Source organism: Brumimicrobium oceani (assembly GCF_003143775.1).
In the GTDB taxonomy this organism is placed as follows: domain Bacteria; phylum Bacteroidota; class Bacteroidia; order Flavobacteriales_D; family Crocinitomicaceae; genus Brumimicrobium; species Brumimicrobium oceani.
Window position 1 is genome coordinate 42571 of record NZ_QFRJ01000012.1, and the last position, 19774, is coordinate 62344.

At 34.5% G+C, this 19774-nt stretch carries 19 protein-coding genes; 14 read left to right on the forward strand and 5 right to left on the reverse strand.

Features of this window, described 5'->3' with window-relative positions:
* Positions 1-100 precede the first annotated feature (100 nt).
* Entirely contained in the window at positions 101-1327 is a 1227-nt protein-coding gene (locus tag DIT68_RS13195) for a hypothetical protein (RefSeq protein ID WP_109360287.1), read from the reverse strand.
* Between the two features lie 240 nt (positions 1328-1567).
* Entirely contained in the window at positions 1568-1906 is a 339-nt protein-coding gene (locus tag DIT68_RS13200; protein WP_109360288.1) for a hypothetical protein, read from the reverse strand.
* 176 nt (positions 1907-2082) lie between these two features.
* Between DIT68_RS13200 and DIT68_RS13205 the strand changes: the two genes are divergently transcribed.
* The 8 genes from DIT68_RS13205 to nadB all read left to right on the forward strand — a co-directional run bounded on the left by DIT68_RS13205 (position 2083) and on the right by nadB (position 11445).
* Positions 2083-2328, forward strand: a complete 246-nt coding sequence (locus DIT68_RS13205) for a hypothetical protein (RefSeq protein WP_109360289.1) — start codon at positions 2083-2085, stop codon at positions 2326-2328.
* A gap of 62 nt (positions 2329-2390) precedes the next feature.
* On the forward strand, positions 2391-3743 hold the full coding sequence (locus DIT68_RS13210) for a dihydrolipoyl dehydrogenase family protein (protein WP_109360290.1): 1353 nt from the start codon (positions 2391-2393) through the stop codon (positions 3741-3743).
* Between the two features lie 444 nt (positions 3744-4187).
* Positions 4188-4439, forward strand: coding sequence for a type II toxin-antitoxin system Phd/YefM family antitoxin (locus DIT68_RS13220; RefSeq protein WP_109360292.1), 252 nt, complete (start codon positions 4188-4190; stop codon positions 4437-4439).
* Position 4440: 1 nt separating this feature from the next.
* Positions 4441-4719, forward strand: coding sequence for a Txe/YoeB family addiction module toxin (locus tag DIT68_RS13225; protein ID WP_109360340.1), 279 nt, complete (start codon positions 4441-4443; stop codon positions 4717-4719).
* Positions 4720-4896: 177 nt separating this feature from the next.
* On the forward strand, positions 4897-6468 hold the full coding sequence (gene amaB, locus DIT68_RS13230; protein WP_109360293.1) for an L-piperidine-6-carboxylate dehydrogenase: 1572 nt from the start codon (positions 4897-4899) through the stop codon (positions 6466-6468).
* A gap of 904 nt (positions 6469-7372) precedes the next feature.
* Positions 7373-7744: a hypothetical protein gene (locus DIT68_RS13235; RefSeq protein ID WP_109360294.1), complete on the forward strand. Its 372-nt coding sequence runs from the start codon at positions 7373-7375 to the stop codon at positions 7742-7744.
* A 1240-nt stretch (positions 7745-8984) separates the two neighbouring features.
* Positions 8985-9941, forward strand: coding sequence for a quinolinate synthase NadA (gene nadA, locus DIT68_RS13240; RefSeq protein WP_109360295.1), 957 nt, complete (start codon positions 8985-8987; stop codon positions 9939-9941).
* Positions 9931-11445 carry an L-aspartate oxidase gene (nadB, locus tag DIT68_RS13245; protein ID WP_109360296.1) on the forward strand — a complete coding sequence of 505 codons (1515 nt, stop codon included), beginning with the start codon at positions 9931-9933 and terminating at the stop codon, positions 11443-11445. Before nadA ends, nadB begins: the two co-directional genes overlap by 11 nt.
* Here the strand turns inward: nadB and DIT68_RS13250 are convergent.
* From DIT68_RS13250 to DIT68_RS13260, 3 genes are all read right to left on the reverse strand, one after another.
* A complete protein-coding gene (locus DIT68_RS13250) occupies positions 11398-11748 on the reverse strand; it encodes a DoxX family protein (RefSeq protein ID WP_109360297.1) in 351 nt (116 codons plus the stop codon). The genes nadB and DIT68_RS13250 overlap by 48 nt on opposite strands.
* Before the next feature lie 38 nt (positions 11749-11786).
* Entirely contained in the window at positions 11787-13238 is a 1452-nt protein-coding gene (locus DIT68_RS13255; RefSeq protein ID WP_109360298.1) for a sodium:solute symporter family protein, read from the reverse strand.
* 149 nt (positions 13239-13387) lie between these two features.
* A complete protein-coding gene (locus tag DIT68_RS13260) occupies positions 13388-13972 on the reverse strand; it encodes a GNAT family N-acetyltransferase (RefSeq protein WP_233244198.1) in 585 nt (194 codons plus the stop codon).
* 203 nt (positions 13973-14175) lie between these two features.
* Between DIT68_RS13260 and ric the strand changes: the two genes are divergently transcribed.
* The 6 genes from ric to DIT68_RS13290 all read left to right on the forward strand — a co-directional run bounded on the left by ric (position 14176) and on the right by DIT68_RS13290 (position 19672).
* Complete coding sequence (ric, locus tag DIT68_RS13265; RefSeq protein ID WP_109360299.1) at positions 14176-15120, forward strand: iron-sulfur cluster repair di-iron protein; 945 nt, start codon at positions 14176-14178, stop codon at positions 15118-15120.
* Between the two features lie 21 nt (positions 15121-15141).
* Positions 15142-15714 carry a DUF1858 domain-containing protein gene (locus DIT68_RS13270; RefSeq protein WP_109360300.1) on the forward strand — a complete coding sequence of 191 codons (573 nt, stop codon included), beginning with the start codon at positions 15142-15144 and terminating at the stop codon, positions 15712-15714.
* Between the two features lie 22 nt (positions 15715-15736).
* A complete protein-coding gene (locus DIT68_RS13275; RefSeq protein WP_109360301.1) occupies positions 15737-16564 on the forward strand; it encodes a DUF2249 domain-containing protein in 828 nt (275 codons plus the stop codon).
* Positions 16557-17825 (forward strand): hypothetical protein, encoded by a 1269-nt coding sequence (locus DIT68_RS13280; protein WP_109360302.1) that lies wholly within the window; start codon positions 16557-16559, stop codon positions 17823-17825. Before DIT68_RS13275 ends, DIT68_RS13280 begins: the two co-directional genes overlap by 8 nt.
* On the forward strand, positions 17822-18148 hold the full coding sequence (locus DIT68_RS13285) for a metal-sulfur cluster assembly factor (protein WP_109360303.1): 327 nt from the start codon (positions 17822-17824) through the stop codon (positions 18146-18148). The genes DIT68_RS13280 and DIT68_RS13285 overlap by 4 nt, the downstream gene beginning before the upstream one ends.
* A 747-nt stretch (positions 18149-18895) precedes the next feature.
* Entirely contained in the window at positions 18896-19672 is a 777-nt protein-coding gene (locus DIT68_RS13290; RefSeq protein ID WP_109360304.1) for a class I SAM-dependent methyltransferase, read from the forward strand.
* Positions 19673-19774: the final 102 nt, after the last annotated feature.

The window sequence follows — 19774 nt, forward strand, 5'->3', positions numbered from 1 at the left end:
TTAAGGACATCACCCACTAAAAACTGCATACCGCTTCGTTTAAAGTACAGTTTGACCTTTCACTATATAAGCTGCTCGCTGGTTTAAGAGTTAATTTTGTTTATGGAAAATCAATTGCTTGTATTTTCAGAGATTGAGGAATAAGCAAGTCGGTAAAAAAGGTGACGCCCATTTCCTCAAAAGTTTCTTTTGACTGCTCTAGATAGTTGAAATCCCCACTACTTAGAAATTTCGCATAATTATAAGTTACACTAAAATACTTCATTGATATAAAGTAAAAGATATTAGGATTTATCTTTTGAAGTTGCTTTTCAATTTTAAAGCTTGGGTTTACATGCTTTTTTGCAATCAACCAGAATAGGTGCATCTGACGATAGTAGCCTTTTCGTACAAATTCCATCTTTAAAGAAAACTCTTCGTAGGCCAGTTCAATAATTTCAATACATTTAGGGTAGGCCTCTAAGTATAACAAAGCTTCAGAAATGATGTATTCAGACGCAGGGAAATCTAAATATCCTTTGCCACTTTTTGGCAAATGGTCCCTTAATGCTAAGTATTCATCATAATATGAATAGGCCATTTCCTTTTTTCCATATTTCGTTTCATATAATATGTTGTATGCGTAATAACGACCTATTAAAAAAGTGTGATCGCCCTTAGAAATACCTATTTTCCGAATTTCAGAAATATGAAAAACACAATCTTCCTCATTAAGTGTCCAGAAAGATTTTAAGAAAAGCATGGAGTGACAGAGTAGCTGAGCAGATCTTCGTTCCGATTGTTTTAAGTACTCCTCATAAAGCAAATAATAATAATTGCAAAGGTTATCGTAATCTGGAAAATGTTCAATGAAAAATTTTTGGGCATATTTATTCTTCGCCAAAAATGGAATAGCTCTTTTAAAAGCGCTTACATCTTCTCTAAATCGTAAGGCAATTTTTCGCGACATAGATTGTATTCCTCCATCATGAAATTCTATATTGTTGATTAAATCAAAATCATAAAAGGACAACAAAATGTCTAATTCTCTATCAGAAATTGGTTGATGTTTATTTAATGACATTTCAAACTCATACCAATTATTAAATCCTACAAATTGACTAATTATATCCAAAGTTTGAACTGAGGGATTAAAATTGTACTTGGTGAAGCCGTAAATACGTTTAAAGGTTATTCCGTTGATGTAACTCTCTGTTTCTTTGGATGTTACTTTGGCTAGTTTATCGCAATCAACAGATCTTAGAAGTTTAAAATCAATCTTTTTCAGTACGCTTTCTTTAAGCTTTTCTAAGTTTTTTTTATTGATTTCTGTCGCCTTTCTTGCCATATCATAAGTGTGTAGAGTATAAATATAAGATTACTGTACATTAATGTATGGTTTTTCACGAAATTGTTTTCGTTACTTTGAATTGTTGTTCAGATGTAAAGAATTGTTTTGTCGGTCGAACATCAAATGTTTATTGGAAATTCAGCTTTTCTCATTTTCGTAATGAATTAGCTTAAAATATAACCAAGAAGCCACTAAAATCTTAAAATCCTCTAGTTTCAGCTGGGGGATTTTTTAGTTTTAAAACAGCAAATCTCCATATCCCCAAATCAAAGTTCCAACTAATCCTGTGATACCTGAAGCGAAAGACAAAAATTCATGTCTTTTATCTTTAATTTTTACGGTTTGTATTTTGGCCTTCAATCCAATTTTGGAACGAAATAAACTTTCTAACTCGGTCTTTTTTAAATTGGAAAGCAAGAACTGAACTACAACAGAAACAAAGCTTAAAACTGCTCCCGACCGTGCAAACCAATCTCCTTCTGAATCTAAAGACGCATAATCAGAAAATAGACTAAAAACGATTCCAAAAACCAATAAAATAATGGGCTGACGATATTTTCTTTTTTCGATTATCATTTGGGTAAACTTTGTTTGAGCATATCAAATATAAAATAAAGATTTATTTCATTTTTATGAAAATCAACAGAATTTAGAATTCCTTAATTAAACATAAAAGAATCATTTTTACATTGTTTCTGTTTTTTAGTCGCTTAATATATTCCTATATTGAGATTCAACAAAAATTAAAACACATGAAAACAAACGAAATTTTAAACATCGCAACCAGATTAACAGCAGGTGAAAAACCAAGTTCAACAACAGACGAAAATTTTGAAAAAGCCTTTAATCATCCGATGAAAGAAAGACTAATCGATACAGCCAAAAGATACATGAATGAATCTGCAAAAACTCATGTAGAAGCCAGTGAAGCGCGCAACACAATGGATTCAATGGGGAGTCAATTACAAAGCGTTTGGAAAGAAATAAGTGCGAAATAATTGTTTGAATTTTCATCCTTTAACTATCGCAGATAGAATAATCTCTAATAATTTTAAACGGTATGGCCATTAAAGAATTTGATGTATTTGTGATTGGGACAGGCAATTCCGGAAAAACAATTGCCTTTGATTGTGCGGCGGCAGGAATGAAAGTTGCCATTGCAGACAATAGAGAATACGGTGGCACGTGCGCCAATCGCGGTTGTGATCCTAAAAAGGTAATCGCTGGTGTTACAGATGTGTATCAATCGGCTAAAAATCTTGAAGGAAAGGGCTTGACTGGTATACCAAAAATAGATTGGGAAAACCTACAGGAATATAAGCAAACATTTACGAGTGCAGTGCCCGCAGTAAATGAAAAGCGATTAAAAAAGGCGGGTATTTCTTTGTACCATCAATCGCCTAAGTTTTTAGATGAAAACACCTTGTCTGTAGAAGGAAAAACGGTTAAAACAAAGAAGGTAGTCATTGCATCAGGAATGGTTTCTATGGAATTAAAAATCCCTGGAAGAGAGTATTTAAAATTGAGCGATGATTTTTTAGCGCTTGAAACACTTCCAAAAGACATCACTTTTATTGGTGGCGGATATATCGGGATTGAACTTGCTCACATTGCAGCCAGATGTGGTGCAAAAGTTACAGTGATCGAGTTTGGTGATACCATACTAGATGGTTTCGATAAAGATTTGACCGAGGAATTAACGGAAATTTCCAGAGATTTAGGGATCACTATTCTTTTAGAAGCCAAAGCCAATAAAATAGAAAAACTCCAAAAGAACTATCGTGTATATTATGAAACAGAAGGAGAAATTCAATCGATAAAAACAGAACTGGTTTTTAATACCGCAGGTCGAATTCCATCAATTGCAGATTTAGATTTAACCAAAGGAAATGTAGAGTTTGAGAAAAGAGGAATTACCGTAAACGAGTTTTTACAAAGCACGAGTAATCCAAATGTTTATGCCTGCGGAGATGTTGCTGCCACGCCACAGCCTCCATTAACCCCAACTGCGAATTTACAAGCGGTGGTTTTGTCAGCAAATATTCGAAAAGGCAATACAGAAAAACTCCAAAAAATTGTTGTTCCATCAGTCGTTCATTGTGTTCCTCAATTGGCAATGGTTGGAATGAGCGAATCGGAAATCGAAGACAGCAAGGACAAATATCAAGTTAACCACAAGAGAGTTCCGCATTGGTTTAGTGCTAAGCATTTAAATGAGTCAAATTACACCTATAAAGTAATCATTGACAAAAAGCAGCAGACCATTCTTGGAGCACATATTTTGGCTTCAAATGCAGGAGAACTCATCAATCTTTTTACTTTGGCAATTAATCAAAAAATGAAAGTGAGCGAGATTAAAGCACTGGCCTTTACTTATCCTACTTGGGGTTCTGATATAAAAGCGATGTTGTAGGATAATAAATTTTTCACTCAACTTTGATTTTATAGTTATTTCTTTCGTGTTATGTGAAATAACAGCAATAATTTCCTGTAATAGGAATCACTTTATCTCTTTGAATCCCTGAGTTTGGTTTTTGCTGTTTTTAGTCTAAAAAAGAAGAAATACTTGGCTTTTTTCATCAGTTTTTTCATTTTTTCATCATTTTTAATGAAAACAACGAATTTTCAATTCGCTAATTCAATGGGATATTTAATGCTAATTCCCATCATTTGTTTTGTATTGATTTTATCAAATTTCAAGAATTACAAAAATGAACTTTCCATTCTCGTAATTTTCACAGCTTATAATATGGGTGAGTTTTTTAAAATTGTGCTATTATTATAGAATCATTTGTTTTTTAAACTATTTGGTTGTAACTTAGATCGTACATTTAAACGTACGCTAATTTCAGAAATTATGAAAGCAATAACCATAACAACACTTCGTAAGAATATAAAAAAACATTTCGATTATGTTTCAGATTCAATGGGAGTAATAGTTGTACCCAGAAGTGAGGAAAAAGACGCAATTGTAATCATGTCAATTGGGGAGTACAACTCTTTGAAAGAAACAGAACATTTATTATCCACGAAAGCCAATAGGGACAGATTATATGAATCAATTCATCAGATGGATAGCGGTGAGGTAGTTCAATTTAATGAAGGTTAAAATGAATGTTGATTTTACGAAAATAGGCTGGGACGATTTTTGTTATTGGTTGGAAACTGATGTTGAAGTGGTCAAGAAAATAAAAGATCTGATTAAATCAATAAAAGAAAACCCATTTAAAGGTTTGGGTAAACCAGAACCACTTAAACATGGATTGAAAGGCTTTTGGTCCAGGCGAATTACCGGAGAGCATAGATTAGTTTATAAAGTAATTGGTAAAAGAGGTATTGATCAAAAATGCACAATTTTACAATGTAGATTTCATTATGACAAAAAGTAAATTAAAAGAACTGTAGAATTCATGTTTAAACATTAACTCATTACTAGTTATGCCACAGTCAGTATAGAGTAATGCAATACTTATTACTTCTTTTCTTTAATCAAACCTCAAAACTACCCACTAAAACCTCAATACTGAGTTTTCCTTTCCTTTCTCCTAAAATCTCCTTACTTTTGCATGAATCAAAAAATCAAAGAATACATGTCAGGAATTGATATCAAAGACGTACTAAGTCAATTAGGAGTTAAAGACGGAGTCAACAAGGGAGCATCAACAGGAAAAAACTGGATTGATACTAAAGGCGACGTAATTGATTCATTTACACCAGTAGATGGTTCAAAAATCGGACAGGTACAGTTAGGATCTGTTGAAGACTACAACGAAGCAGTTGAAGTAGCAACTAACGCATTTTATGAGTGGAGACAATGGACAGCACCAGCGCGTGGTGAAGTTGTTCGTCAGTTAGGAAATGCTTTGAGAGAATATAAAGAGCCACTGGGTAAATTGGTTTCTTACGAAATGGGGAAATCTTACCAAGAAGGTTTAGGAGAAGTTCAAGAAATGATCGATATCTGTGATTTCGCAGTAGGTCTTTCTCGTCAATTGTATGGTTTAACAATTGCATCTGAGCGTCCAGGACACAGAATGTATGAGCAATATCACCCACTAGGAGTGGTTGGAGTAATTTCAGCATTTAACTTCCCAGTTGCAGTTTGGAGTTGGAATACGGCTTTGGCATGGGTTTGTGGAGATTCTTGTGTATGGAAACCATCAGAAAAAACACCTCTAACATCTATCGCTTGTCAAAATATTGCACAAGAAGTATTTGCTAAAAACAATGTTCCAGAAGGAGTTTCTACTATGGTAATTGGTGGTCCAGATGTTGGAAAAGCAATGGCAAACGACAAGAAAATTGCATTGGTTTCTGCAACAGGATCTACAAGAATGGGGCGTTCTGTTAACGAAGCTGTAGCAAAACGTTTAGGAAAAGTATTGTTAGAATTAGGTGGAAATAATGCAATGATCATTACTCCAGATGCTGACTTGAAAATTGTTGTTCCAGGTGCTGTATTTGGTGCTGTGGGAACTGCTGGACAACGTTGTACATCTACACGTCGTTTGATTATTCACGATAGCATTTACGACAAAGTAATGAAAATTATCGTTGATGCTTACGGTCAAATTAAGATTGGTAATCCTTTGGATGAAAACAATCACGTTGGACCACTTATCGATAAAGATTCTGTAAACAATTACTTAAACGCAATTGAATCTGCAAAGAAAGAAGGAGCAAAAGTATTGGTTGAAGGTGGAGTTCTTGAAGGAGAAGGATATGAGTCTGGATGCTACGTTAAACCAGCTATTCTAGAAGTTGAGAACCACTACGAAACGGTTCAACACGAAACATTCGCACCTATTCTATATGTAATGAAATATTCAGGAGAGGTTACTGAAGCAATTAAACTTCAAAACGGAGTAGTGCAAGGTTTATCATCTGCAATTATGACAACAAACTTGCGTGAAGCAGAACAATTCTTATCAGCTCAAGGATCTGATTGTGGTATTGCCAACGTAAATATCGGTACTTCAGGTGCTGAGATTGGTGGAGCTTTCGGAGGTGAAAAAGAAACAGGAGGTGGACGTGAGTCTGGTTCTGATGCTTGGAAAGTTTACATGAGAAGACAAACAAATACAATTAACTATACTACTGAGTTGCCATTGGCACAAGGTATTAAGTTTGATTTGTAATCTTTGCAAGAAAACTACAAATATATTTTTGAAAGTCCCGGCGCTAACGTCGGGACTTTTTTGTTATTCCTCAATTATGAATGCATGAGTACAGGCGTTTTGTAAAACGTCCCTACGATACATTTAAAAATAATTTCACAGAAAATTCCCTTTCATGATTTACATCATATTTTAAACGAAAATAGCCACTTATATTTGTACCGTATTTAATTGCAATTGAGCTGCTAGTTAAAGTGGCTGATTGGAAACAAACGATTTTTACAAATTGAAAAGATTTTGAGAATTAGTTTGCTTTTATTTCTTTAGGAGATGCGAGCATCAGCCGACAAGAAAAAAAGGAAAATAAGCTCAAAAGAATTGAATTGAATTTCGTTTGGTTCTAACCAGACACGAAATACAAAAGAAAATTGAAACGATTCTCAAATCAACATTTTCTCATCTCTCTAAGTGTACTTGAGAATTGTTTCTTTTCTTTAATCTGTCTCCAATCATTCCACTACAGTCTGTTCATTTGCCAAAAAAATAATTATTGATTGCATGGACTATTTGCGATTGTAAGAAATAAAATTAGCCTAAATATCTCTTACTGTTGTCAATTTTCATCAATTTAACCCAATGGCTAATTATTAAATGCTTGCAGTTAAACATCAGGTTGGTTTTAACCAAATACATTTTTAAAGCTTTTTTCAAAACACAGGAAAAGACGCTAACATTTATTGTTTATCCGGATAATTTATAACTCTTTAATAGTATATGGAGCCAATTATTTTAATCAAATTAAATGCTTTATTAACAGAGATAAAAAAATCTACTGATTTGTCGCTTTTCAACTCAGTATTGCTGATGAAAGTCATTTTTCTTCCATAGCACATCATTTATTTTTGCATTTCAAATAGACTAAGTTATGATTGCAGAAATTTTACAAGGTGAAGCAGTAGATTACAAAGGTTTCCAAATTTGGAATATTGCCTCTTTCAAAGAGTTCTTGGAGGGAAATGCTGAGATTAAAGAAATTGCAAATGCTGCTTTAAAGTTAACAAACGAAAGAAAAGAACAGCTCATCAATAAGCCTGTGAAAGATTCAATTGAATTAATGCAAGAAGTTTTAGATCAAATAGAAGATCAACATTTTTTGGTATTTGAGAAAAACGATGAGGTTTACGAAGGACTAAAAATGATGCAACGTTCTAAAATACTTGATATTAACGTTAATGAAATGGATGATCAACATGCCTATGTAATGATTATGGACAAAGACAGTTTGAAAGCATTTTGATTTTGTCGTTGATGTACAGGCGCAGATGTTTTTTATAACGCCCTACCATACATTTAGAGTTAAAATACTTATCGTCTTCTTTACCCCTAAACTATTTAAACCCCGAATTTCAATTTTGCTTTGCGAATTGTTAGTTTAATTTTATTGAAGACCTAAATTTTTATCCCTTCAATATGAAATTCCAAATAGTTATTAGGGTGGAAATTCTTCTTTTTTAGGACGCGCTTTATCCTTTTTTGAAGGTGGAGCAGGCTAGAAGGCGCTGATAATGGCGGAAGTTCTATAGCTTTTCGGTAACGATTTTTCATCGGGAACATTATCTACTTTTAGGAGTAGAGACAAGAAACGAAGCGAAGCAAGGGCATGAATTCAAATAGAAATAGACTAGAATGCAAAATGCCAAAAAGAAAAACACTAATGAATAATGCTAATTTTACTCATATAGTAGATTGGGTAAAGGGTCCGATAGGTATAAAAATAAAATACTTATCAAATACCTCACTGTTCAGACTAGAATTATATTCTAATTCTTCATCACCCAAACAATAATATATAACACCTTTCATCCGAAGAAACGACTGAGGAATCTCTTTTTGATTATCGTTAAATATTAATTTGGCTTCAAAGTCATAAGTTATAGCTAGTTATTTCTAATATATAGAACTGGTAAGATAGCGGGTAACCACATTAGAAATTAGTGGATAGAATTTCCGATCGTTTAAAAAAAGAAATTTCAATAAATTTCTCTTTCATGATTTACATCATATTTCATTTTAAAAGCGTGACTTATATTTGTACCGTATTTAATTGCAATTGAGCTGCTAGTTAAAGTGGCTGATTGGAAACAAAGGATTTTTATAAATTGAAAAGATTTTGAGTATTAGTTTGCTTTTATTTCTTTAGGAGATGCGCGCATCAGCCGAAAAGAAAAAAATAAGCTCAAAAGAAGTGGATTTAATTTCGTTTGATTCTAACCAGACACAAAATACAAAAGAAAATTGAAACGATTCTCAAATCAACATTTTCTCATCTCTCTAAGTGTACTTGAGAATTGTTTCTTTTTCTTATCATAAAACAAAGAATTAAAGACAAATTTATCTTTAATTCGCTAAAGATGATTTAGGTCATTTTTTATCATTCGCTCTATTTCTACATTTGAACTGATCTTTCGAAAACTATACTCTTTCGGCAATTTGTTGTTTGAGTTGTTCTCGGCAATTATTGAAAATACCACATTGAAATGTCAAATAAAGAAGAATTAAAATCAGCAATTTTAAAGCTAAAAAAAGAGAAGAATGCAGTAATTCTTGCACATTATTATCAAGAAAAAGATATCCAAGATGTTGCAGATTATATTGGAGATAGTTTGGGCTTAGCCGTGGAAGCGTCCAAGACCGACGCTGAGATTATTGTATTTGCTGGGGTTCATTTCATGGCTGAAACAGCAAAGTTATTAAATCCAACACGGAAAGTGGTGCTACCAGACCTTAAGGCAGGGTGCTCTTTAGCGGATTCATGTCCACCAGAACAGTTTAAGGCTTTTACAGAGGCACATCCAGATCATAAGGTGGTTACTTACGTGAATTGTACAGCAGAGGTGAAAGCGTTGAGCGATATCGTTTGTACTTCTTCCAATGCCGTAGATATCATTAATTCTTTCCCAATTGATCAGAAAATAATATTTGCCCCAGATCAAAATTTAGGGAAGTATTTACAAAAGGAAACAGGCCGTGATCTTCTATTGTGGGAAGGTGCTTGTATAGTGCATGAGGCTTTTTCATTTGATAAATTGCTGAAATTAAAAATTGAACTTCCTGATGCAAAGCTTGTTGCGCATCCAGAGTCTGAGCCTCACATCTTGGAAGTAGCCGATTATGTTGGTTCTACCAGTAAAATGATCAACTACATTAAAAATTCTGATGCAGAAACCTTTATAGTGGGAACAGAAGCAGGAATTCTGCACGAACTAAGTAAGCAAGCTCCAGGGAAGAATTTGGTGCCATTACCTATTCATGAAGACAATACTTGTGCCTGCAGTGAATGTGCATTCATGAAGGTAAATACCTTAGAAAAGGTATATAATTGTTTGTTGAATGAAACTCCAGAAATTAATATTGACCCTGCAATTTTTGATAAAGCAAAGGCTCCTATTGTAAAGATGATTGAATTCTCTAAACTGGTTCCGCATGAAAACTAATTTTGATGTTTTAATTATTGGCGCAGGTATCGCTGGATTATCTCAGGCCATTGCCTTGACAGAAAAAGTGGTCTCACTTTCCATAGCTATAGTGAGTAAGTCAGCACTAAAAGAAACAAATACACGGTATGCACAAGGTGGAATTGCGGCTGTGATGTCCACACAAAGCGACAGTTATTTAGCGCATATAGAAGATACCCTAAATGCTTCTCAGCATAAGGCAGATAAAGAAGTTGTTTCTTTCGTGGTAGAAAATGCACATAAAGGAATTCATCAATTAGAAAATTGGGGTGTCCGTTTTGATCAAGTTCAAAATGATTATCATCTTGGGCTAGAAGGTGGACATTCACAAGCTAGAATTTTGCATGTTAAAGACCAAACAGGGGCCGCAGTGCATGATGAGCTTATAAAACAGTTAGAACATCACAATACAATTTCGGTATTAGAATATTGCGAAGTAGTTGAATTGCTTTTAAATGCAAATGGTGAAGCTGCTGGAGCCTGGATTTATAATTATGCGGAAAAGGCAACAACTAAAATTAACTCAAAAACCATTGTGCTGGCCACAGGGGGAATGGGTCAATTATTTCAATATACTACTAATTCTCCTATAGCCACTGGCGATGGAATTGTATTGGCAAGTACACTTGGTGCGAAAATCGCTAATTTACATTCTATTCAGTTTCACCCCACTGCGTTTAGAGAACTCGGAAAAAGTAAATTGTTTCTTATTTCAGAAGCGGTTAGAGGAGCAGGGGCACATATTATAAATGAAAAAGGCGAACGTTTTTTGTTTAAATATGATTTAAGGGGAGAACTTGCCACACGCGATGTTATTTCTTCTGCCATTTATCAGGAAATTAAGACTTCTGGAAATGATGGGGTTTATCTTGATTGCAGACACATTTCGAAGGAATTGTTAGCGCATGAATTTCCCTACATTATAGAGAATTGTAAAGAAGGAGGTTATGATTTAACCATTCAGCCTATTCCCATAACACCTGCTGCGCATTACAGTTGTGGGGGGATTCAAGTAAATATGCAGGGGGAAAGTAGCATCCCAAATCTTTACGCAATTGGGGAATGTGCCAACACGGGGCTACATGGAAACAATAGATTAGCTTCCAATTCTTTATTAGAAGCAATAGTTTTTACCCGAAATGTAGCAAATCACATTCAAAATAATGTAGCAAACCTTGTTTATCATCCCACAGAAACAGCTAAGCAAACTGAACTGTCAAATGAGGAGCCTGATTTCTTTAAAGCAGAAACCGATGTCTTGAAAGCATTGCTTACCGCTTACTTTATTTCGAAAAGTGAAAATGATAAAGCGGACTTAATAGAAATGGTAACTTACTTTAAAGAACAACTTAGTAATATTTACTCAAATGAATTGTCTGAGCTTCATTTTAGATGGAAGCTTGAGCTTGTAGAAATGTTACTGCAAAATGATTCTTTAAACGTAGAGGTAAGCCCAGTAGATGAGCACAAATTGCAGTGGTAAGCGCACAAAAGCAATCCAGCTGTTTTTACTTTTCTTTTCGTGCATGCGTTTGGCCATGTAGATGTTGGCAGGAAAAACAGCAATCAGCAGAAGGATAAGTCCAATTGCTGCGTAAGACTGTATTGCCTCAAAGAGCAGTCCCATTCCGAAAAGCAATTCTAAAAAACCAGAAATATAAACCATCATTTTGGGATAAGGAATTGACGGCGGCATGATTTTCATGTAAGGTTTAGGCTTAATGAAATGCAATATTCCTGCTAGACTATAAATTATTGCCATGATGTAAAGTCCTATTTCGTGCATTGTATATGTTTTGATGTGTTAAAGTAAGAATAATGTTTCTACCGTTCCAAAATATTCGCTTTTTCAATAAATCTTTTGCTTTTATCGCTGTCGCTTTTTGTCAGTAAGCTAATTCCGACATACAAGATTAAAGAAATTGAAATTCCGATAATTGCTTGTTCGACCGATGCTATTTCCCATAAAGTAGGGAGCGAAACGCCTAAAGCCACTAGTAAATTATAAGTCGAAAAAAGAATACCAAACAGCATAGAAATAAAAGCGGCCTTGCTTGTTCCTCTCGCCCATAAAAATCCGAAAACCAATGGGATGAAAGCACCAGTGGTTAGAAAGTCAGAGCCTATCCAAGAAATTTTCAATACCGAATCAATCCGTAAAGCAAAGAGTAATGCTAATAAGGCGATAATTAAGGTGGAGACCCTCGCTATGACAACGCTTTTCCTTGGACTCACCTTAGGATTTATGTATTTCTGATAGAGGTCTACCGTAAAGGACAAGGCTCCCGTGTTGATTAATGAATCCATTGTAGACATTATAGCTGCGCTTAATCCTACGAATAAAATTGCACTTAAAACAGGATTAGAAAGTTGGCTAATCATGTTGGGTACAACTCCTCCTTCGGGCACATTTTCATAAAAAACGGAGGAAAACATTCCGGTATAGGTTACCATGAGGTAGAGCGGAATAAATGCTAGAAAGCTAATGAGCATCATTTTTTTAGCGTCTGTAGCTTTCTTAGCAGCGGAAATTCTTTGCCAAACATTGGCTTGAATCATCCATGAAGTTCCAAAAGTGATTACATAAGCCAAATTATCACTCACATTATGGAAAAATGACGTGTATCCTTCTTTTCCTTTTACTTCAGCAAGTTTTATCACTGTTTCCATTCCACCTGCCTTTGTATAGGCCAAATAGAACAAGAATATTCCGGTGAAGAGAAAGAAAAGAAATTGAAGTAAATCTGTAATAACAACACCTTTAAAACCGCCAAACATAGAGTAGGTTAAGACAATTGCAGTTCCCAAAACAGCACCGTTTTCATAACTCATTTCGAAGAAAGCATTAAAGAAACGACCCATCACAATTACTTGTACGGTTGAGGCAAGAACCATGAAAACTACAATGAATACAGTCAATAAAAATGCGACTTTGCTGTTATAGCGTTGGCCCATTAATTGAGCTTGTGAAATTGTGCCTATATTTCTAATTCCTTTGGCAAAGATTAGCATTAAAACTGTTGCTACCAAGACAGGAACACCATAAATCCAAAAAGAACTTAAACCATTTTGATGGGCATGATCGACAACATCAATTGCAGAACCGCCACCCCACCAGGAAGCAATAAAAGTAATGGCCAATAGCCATGCAGGCAGTTTTCTGGTGGCTAAAAAGTAATCTTCACTATTTTCACTTTTCCTGTTTGCTATTCCAACAATTATCATTGTTAAAGTATAAATTACAAGAAACAATATGGTGATTTGGGTTCTGGACATTGAGTAATTTCTTTTGAACAGTATTGTAAACCATTAAAGGAAATAAGGATTTGTTATTTTATTTCGAAATTCAACTTTTTTAATTCTTCACTTTTCATTCAACACGGTACACTGTACGCTTTCCATTTCCCATTCTTCATTTTCATTTTTCATTCCTCTTCCGTATTCAATCTCATTTTTAACAAATCAGGATGAAAGCCAATCTTTTTATACGCCTGCAACGCACTTTGATTTTCGGCATAGAGTTCTATTACAATTTCTGATAAATCATGCTTCTTTGACCAATCAATAAGATGCTGAACAATCATACCATTTATTCCTTTTCCTCTAAACTCAGGAACAACATACATGAAGCCTAAATAGGCATGGAAACGCTCTTTTTTGGTTGGTTCCGCCTCTTCCATAGAGGCATATCCAGAAGCAACGAGTTGATTATTGTATTCCGCAACTACAAAGCACGAATTTTCATTTTTTATAAGGTCTTCGATAGCGTAATAATGTATTGGACCATCTTTGAGTTGTGGAGCAAAAGGTCGCTCATATTGAATCACCGCTTGTTCAAATTCCTCTAAAGCATCAAGATCTTCTATCGTTGCTAGTCTAAGTTTTATATCCTGCATATTTCGTATAGGTTTTTCAATTATTAAAACTAATAAAATATTTTTGCTTGCATAATTGAATCCTAAATTTCTTTTTCCCAAACCAAGCGTTTCTTCCGTTGTCTCGACAATCATAAAAATGCTTTATGAATTTCTGTTTTCCCCCCTCTGTTATGGGCTGTTGGTCATTTCTTTTTTCTCTGAGAAAGGCCACCTATTTGGAGGTGCAAATAGTTTTTATCTAGAAACTGACAAAAGTCACCCAATAAAAAAAGATAAAAAGGTCTTTTATTTGTGATCTCTCCGTAGATTTGTTCTAAATAGTAAAACAATAAGTTATGGAAACATTAGATGTAACGAAGATTGAACCAAAGTTTAAGCATCCTGCAATATTTGAAAAGTTTGCAGAATTAGAGAATAAAGAACACTTTATTATTCACAATGATCACGATCCAAAGCCACTATATTACCAAATGTTGGCTGAATTAGGAGAGGTCTTTACTTGGGAGTATATTCTGGAAGGCCCTGAGTTTTGGGAGGTAAAAATCACCAAAGTAACGAAAGAAGAAAAGATCGCTACAATGGGAGAGATGGTTGCTGAAGATTTCCGTAAAGCTGAGGTCTTTAGAAAATTTGGTCTTGATTTTTGCTGCGGAGGTAAAATTACTGTTCAGAGGGCATGCGAGAAAAAAGGAATTGACCACAGGGAAGTTCAAAGGGAACTAGATGCAATAAGTAATGCAAATGGCTCAAGAAATGAAAATTTCAATGAGTGGGAATTAGATTTTTTAAGTGATTTTATCGTAAATAATCACCACAAATATGTGACAGATTCCTTGCCTATGTTGTTGGAATACAGTGCGAAAGTTGCACGTGTTCATGGAGAAGCACATCCTGAAACAATAGATATTGCTCATTTCTTTAAAAATGTAGCGGAAGAGTTGATGAATCACATGCCAAAAGAAGAGAATATCTTATTCCCTTATATTAAAGAAATGGTTGCCGCTAAAAAGGCAGGAAATAAGGTTGAAAAACCAGGATTTGGTACAATCGTTAATCCAATCAATATGATGGAGGCGGAGCACTTAGTTGCAGGTGATGATATGGAGAAAATTCATGAATTAAGTGACAACTATCAACCACCAGCAAGCGCTTGTAATACTTACAGGGTATTGTATGCAAAACTACAAGAGTTCGAAAAAGACCTACACCAACACATTCATTTAGAGAATAACATTCTTTTCAAAAAAGCAATAGAACTAGAAAAAGAAGTGATGGCGTAAACTCAAATTAAAAAGCAGCTCATGAAAATCAACGGAAATACTAAAATATCTCAGGTGATTAAGGAGAATAAAGAGGCAATTGATGTGATTGCCTCTTTAAACCCCAATTTTTCTAGACTAAAAAACCCAATTTTTTATTGGTTTTTTTCAAGTCACATCACCATTGATAAATTTGCAGAAAAACTGAAGTGTGAGACTCACCTGTTGTTATGGAAATTAAGGGAAATTGGGTTTGAAACAGAAGATCTGGTACAGCCTATTCCCAATGCAAAAGAGCTTTACTTCTTAAATGCAAAAGCAGATTTTATCAAGGAAAAGCGAGTAAAGTCAATAGATCTAAATTCAATTTTAGCAGGAAGTGAGGAGGATTTAATCGCTCTTTTAGAAAGGGAAGTGACGAAGCTTGAAATAAACGAAGTACTGAGTACGCGCTTAGACTCCAACCCTATTTTTCTAACCAAGCTATTTGAGAGAATGGGATTCGCTACCTTAACATTTTCGGGCGATGGTGTGTATGATGTGTATTTTAAGCGAAATCATTCCAGATTTAAAAAGAAGAATAAACTATTCAAAGCAATAGGTTTTAGCGAATAAATGTTGAACAAAAGTCATCGTCATGAAAATTAATGGAAACACAAAGGTATCTAAAGTGATCAAGGAAAATGTTGAAGCCATAGAAGCTATTGCTTCTTTGAATCCACATTTTACTAAACTTAGAAATCCAATATTAAGAAGGCTTCTTGCCCCTAGGGTAAATTTATCCGAAGCGGCAAAAATAGGAAAATGTGATGTTAATGAAATGCTGAATGCATTGGTGGCAATTGGATTTGAATTGGAAGACGAAAATTCGTTAGTGGATTTTGAAACAGAGCTTCCTGAAAATAAAAAAAAGGATAAGTTTCTAGAAGGTAAAAAAATAATAAGCTTGGATGTTCGTCCGTTTTTGGCAAAGGGAGAGGATCCCTTTAATGTTTTACAAAAAGCCTTAAAAAAACTGGAGACTCATGAGGCTTTAGAGGTATTAATCGATTTTGAACCCATTCCATTGATTAGAATTCAAGAAAAGCGTGGTTTCCTTAATCTTACAGTAGTTGAAGATGGCCTCTGTCATAGCTTTTTTAAATTGGGTGAAGGTAAAATTTCACAAGCTGAATTGATAGGAGAAGCGGTGAAAACCGTGAACGAATCTCAATTTAATCAATTGGTAAAGACCTACCCAGGAGTAATTAAAACCATTGACGTGAGATCTCTTGAGATGCCAGAGCCTTTAGTGAAAATTCTTGAAGCAATTGAAGATCTTGATGAAAAAACAGCATTGAAAGTTTTTCATAAACGAGTTCCACAGCACTTGTTACCAGAATTGGAAACTAAAAAGCTCAACACTTTTATTTGTGCTATTTCAGAGGGAAATGTAATGTTATTTATATCCAAAAGAAATGTTTAATCAGGGTTCAAATAACGCCCCTTCGCCAGAGTCTGTCGTTCCATTTTTTGTATTCTCTGCCATAAGTTGGCTTGTGGGATTAGTGTTTATAGCTTTCCACCCCAATGCAGTTTTAAATTCTGCATACTTCAATGAAACAATGCTCACGATTACTCATATTTTGGTACTAGGTTTTGTAACTTCAGTTATTTTTGGAGCCCTTTTTCAACTTCTGCCTGTTATTTTTATTCAGAGAATATATTCTGAAAGATTAACCAAATCAATATTTTATCTGCTCATTTTCGGAACAGCAGGCTTAAGTTCATCCTTTTATTTTGGGAGTAATGGAGTTGGCTTAACATTGTTCGGAAGTTTGTTGAACTTAGCGGTAATTCTTTTTGTTATTAATGTTTGGAAAACGATTGGGAATTCTCAACAAAATAAAGTACCAAGGCTTTTCATTAAAACCAGTGCTGTTTGGCTAATGCTAACGGCTATTGCGGGACTATTTTTAGCCATTAATTTTTTAATTCCTTTCTTGCCGTTTTCGCATTTAGAACTGCTTAAAGTTCATGCGCACTTTGGAATTATAGGGTGGTTCATATTTCTAATTATTGGAGTTACAAGTGTTTTAATTCCAATGTTTCTTCTGGTACATAATTTAGATCAACGACCATTAAAGTTTGCTTATTTTTTTCTATTATTCAGTTTATTATTAGGTGTCGTAAGCAAACTTTCAGGATTGGAAATATTACTGTACACCAGTTATGGATTGGGAATTATAGGTTTTATTTATTATCTCAATTTCATGCATGTAGTCTACAAAACTAGGCTGAGGAGAAAATTAGATTTTGGACTAAAAAAAACCATGATTGCCTTTCCTACTTTGCTTATCGTGTTGTTGGCCTCGTTACTTTACCTTCTTGGGGTAAAAACCGATTTTCATCTTTCAGCATTTTATATTATTGTTTTGCTTATCGGCTTTGTGGCAACTTTAATCTTGGGACAATTCTATAAAACCTTACCTTTTATTGTTTGGTTGAAAATTTATAAACCTTTCGTTGGAAAAGAAAAAACTCTCTTGCCCAAGGATCTTTACAATTATACTATTTTGAAGTATCAATATTACTCGCATGTGAGTGGCTTTATCTTGTTTTTCGGAAGCTTACTTCTCCAATTAATTAGTTTGTTTTATATTGGATTAGGTTTGCTTTTGGTGGGTGCCATTCTGTTTCTAATTAATGTAATGCAAATTGTATTGCACAAAAAACAAACGCTATGAATAAATTTAATAAAGAGGAAGTTACAGAAATGGCTATCTATGAAAGCCTGAAGGAAGTTATTGATCCGGAGCTGTATGTCAATATTGTGGATTTGGGATTAGTCTATGCTGTGATTCTCAATAAAGAAACCTTTAATGTTAAAATTGAAATGACGCTAACCTCACAAGGTTGCCCGATGGGAGACGCAATAATTCAAGATGTTGAAGAAACATTAAAGAGAATATATCCAGGAATTGATGTGTTGGTTGTTTTGGTTTGGGAACCCTCATGGAGTATGGATATGGTAACAGATGAAGGACATGCTAAATTGAATGGATTTTAGTTCTTTTAAATTCAAATGGTTTATGACTACAAAAGAACTAACTTTTTTTAATCAACTCATTACGCTTATAAATCTGAGGGGATGAAGAAAATTTAATATAATAAATTTAGGTTACCAAGTTAGGTCGTTTATAGAAGGGGATTTTTCTATGCTGTAATCCTAGCTAAGCCCACAGAGTGGGTGATATGTTAATAAAAAACGGCTTGCGTTTTTTATTAAGCCACAGGAGCGGTGACACAAACCAGAATTAATACTTTCATTAACCTATACTAGTTCTTTTTTTAGAAAAGAAAGGGCGCTAATAACTTGACTTGTACCCATGTGTCGCCACTCAGAGGCAATTATAAATTTCAAAACAAATTAATGATAAGTCGAATCCAAATAATTCATTTATTTTTAAAACTTCTCAATTGGCTGAAAAAAAGCTTGACGGTGACGATAAGATTTCCTTCAAATAAACTTTAGCTAACGACTGATCTTGGTAACCCAATAATAAATATTAAATGTCCTGAAATTTTAATGGAATTAGTTGATCGGTAGAAGTATTTCAAGATGTTCGTGCCAGATCAAGTATACCGATAAAATATTTATTTGGAGAGGCATTGAACTTATCCTGTAAGAGAAGTTTATTCTTTCGATGCCTTTCTATCCCGCCGCTGTTTCTCTTCATCCTTTATTTGAAATATACCTTATTGTGGGTGTTGTTTAGAATGATTCTAAATAGTAGTTTTACCTAAAACTAAAGTAATGGAAGTTAAAGATATAAGTACAGCGCCTGGACATTGGATCCTTGCTAAAATGGGAAAAAAAGTACTTCGTCCTGGAGGAAAAGAGCTTACAGAAAAGCTAGTTGAAAATCTGAAAATTAATAAAGAAGATGATGTAATTGAATTTGCTCCAGGCTTAGGATTTACAGCTAATCTTTCACTTAAAAGGCAGCCTCATTCTTATATTGGTGTTGATGCAGATCCAGAAGCAATCTCCTATCTACAGAATAAAATTAAGGGAAAAAACTTGAGCTTTGTCAACGGAAATGCCCAAGAAGTAAATCTAAAACAATGCTGTGCTACAAAGTTGTATGGTGAAGCAATGTTAACAATGCATGCAGATCATAGAAAAGCAAATATTATCAAAGAAGCTCATCGTTTGTTGAAACCAGGAGGCTTGTATGCGATTCATGAAATAGGGTTAACACCAAATACTATTTCTGAGGAATTGAAAGCAGAAATTCAAAAAGATTTAGCCACAACCATTCGAGTGAATGCTAGACCGTTAACAATTGATGAATGGACAAGATTACTGGTTGATGCAGGATTTGAAGTCGTGTACCAAGGTACAAACGGAATGCACTTACTTGAAAGTAAAAGAATTGTAAGTGATGAAGGCTTTTTTAATAGCCTTAAAATTGGATGGAATATTATGAGTAATGGACCCGCCCGAAAACGAATTTTAGCAATGCAAAAGGTCTTTCGTAAGCATGAAAGTCACATGAATGCAGTTGTAATGGTAGCAAGAAAACTATAATCAAAAACACATCTAACGGCAATTTTCACCTTGTTTTCGATCATTCAATTTCTCCCTCGAAAATATGTGGGTGAAATTGCTGTATTTTCTCCTGCGCCCTAG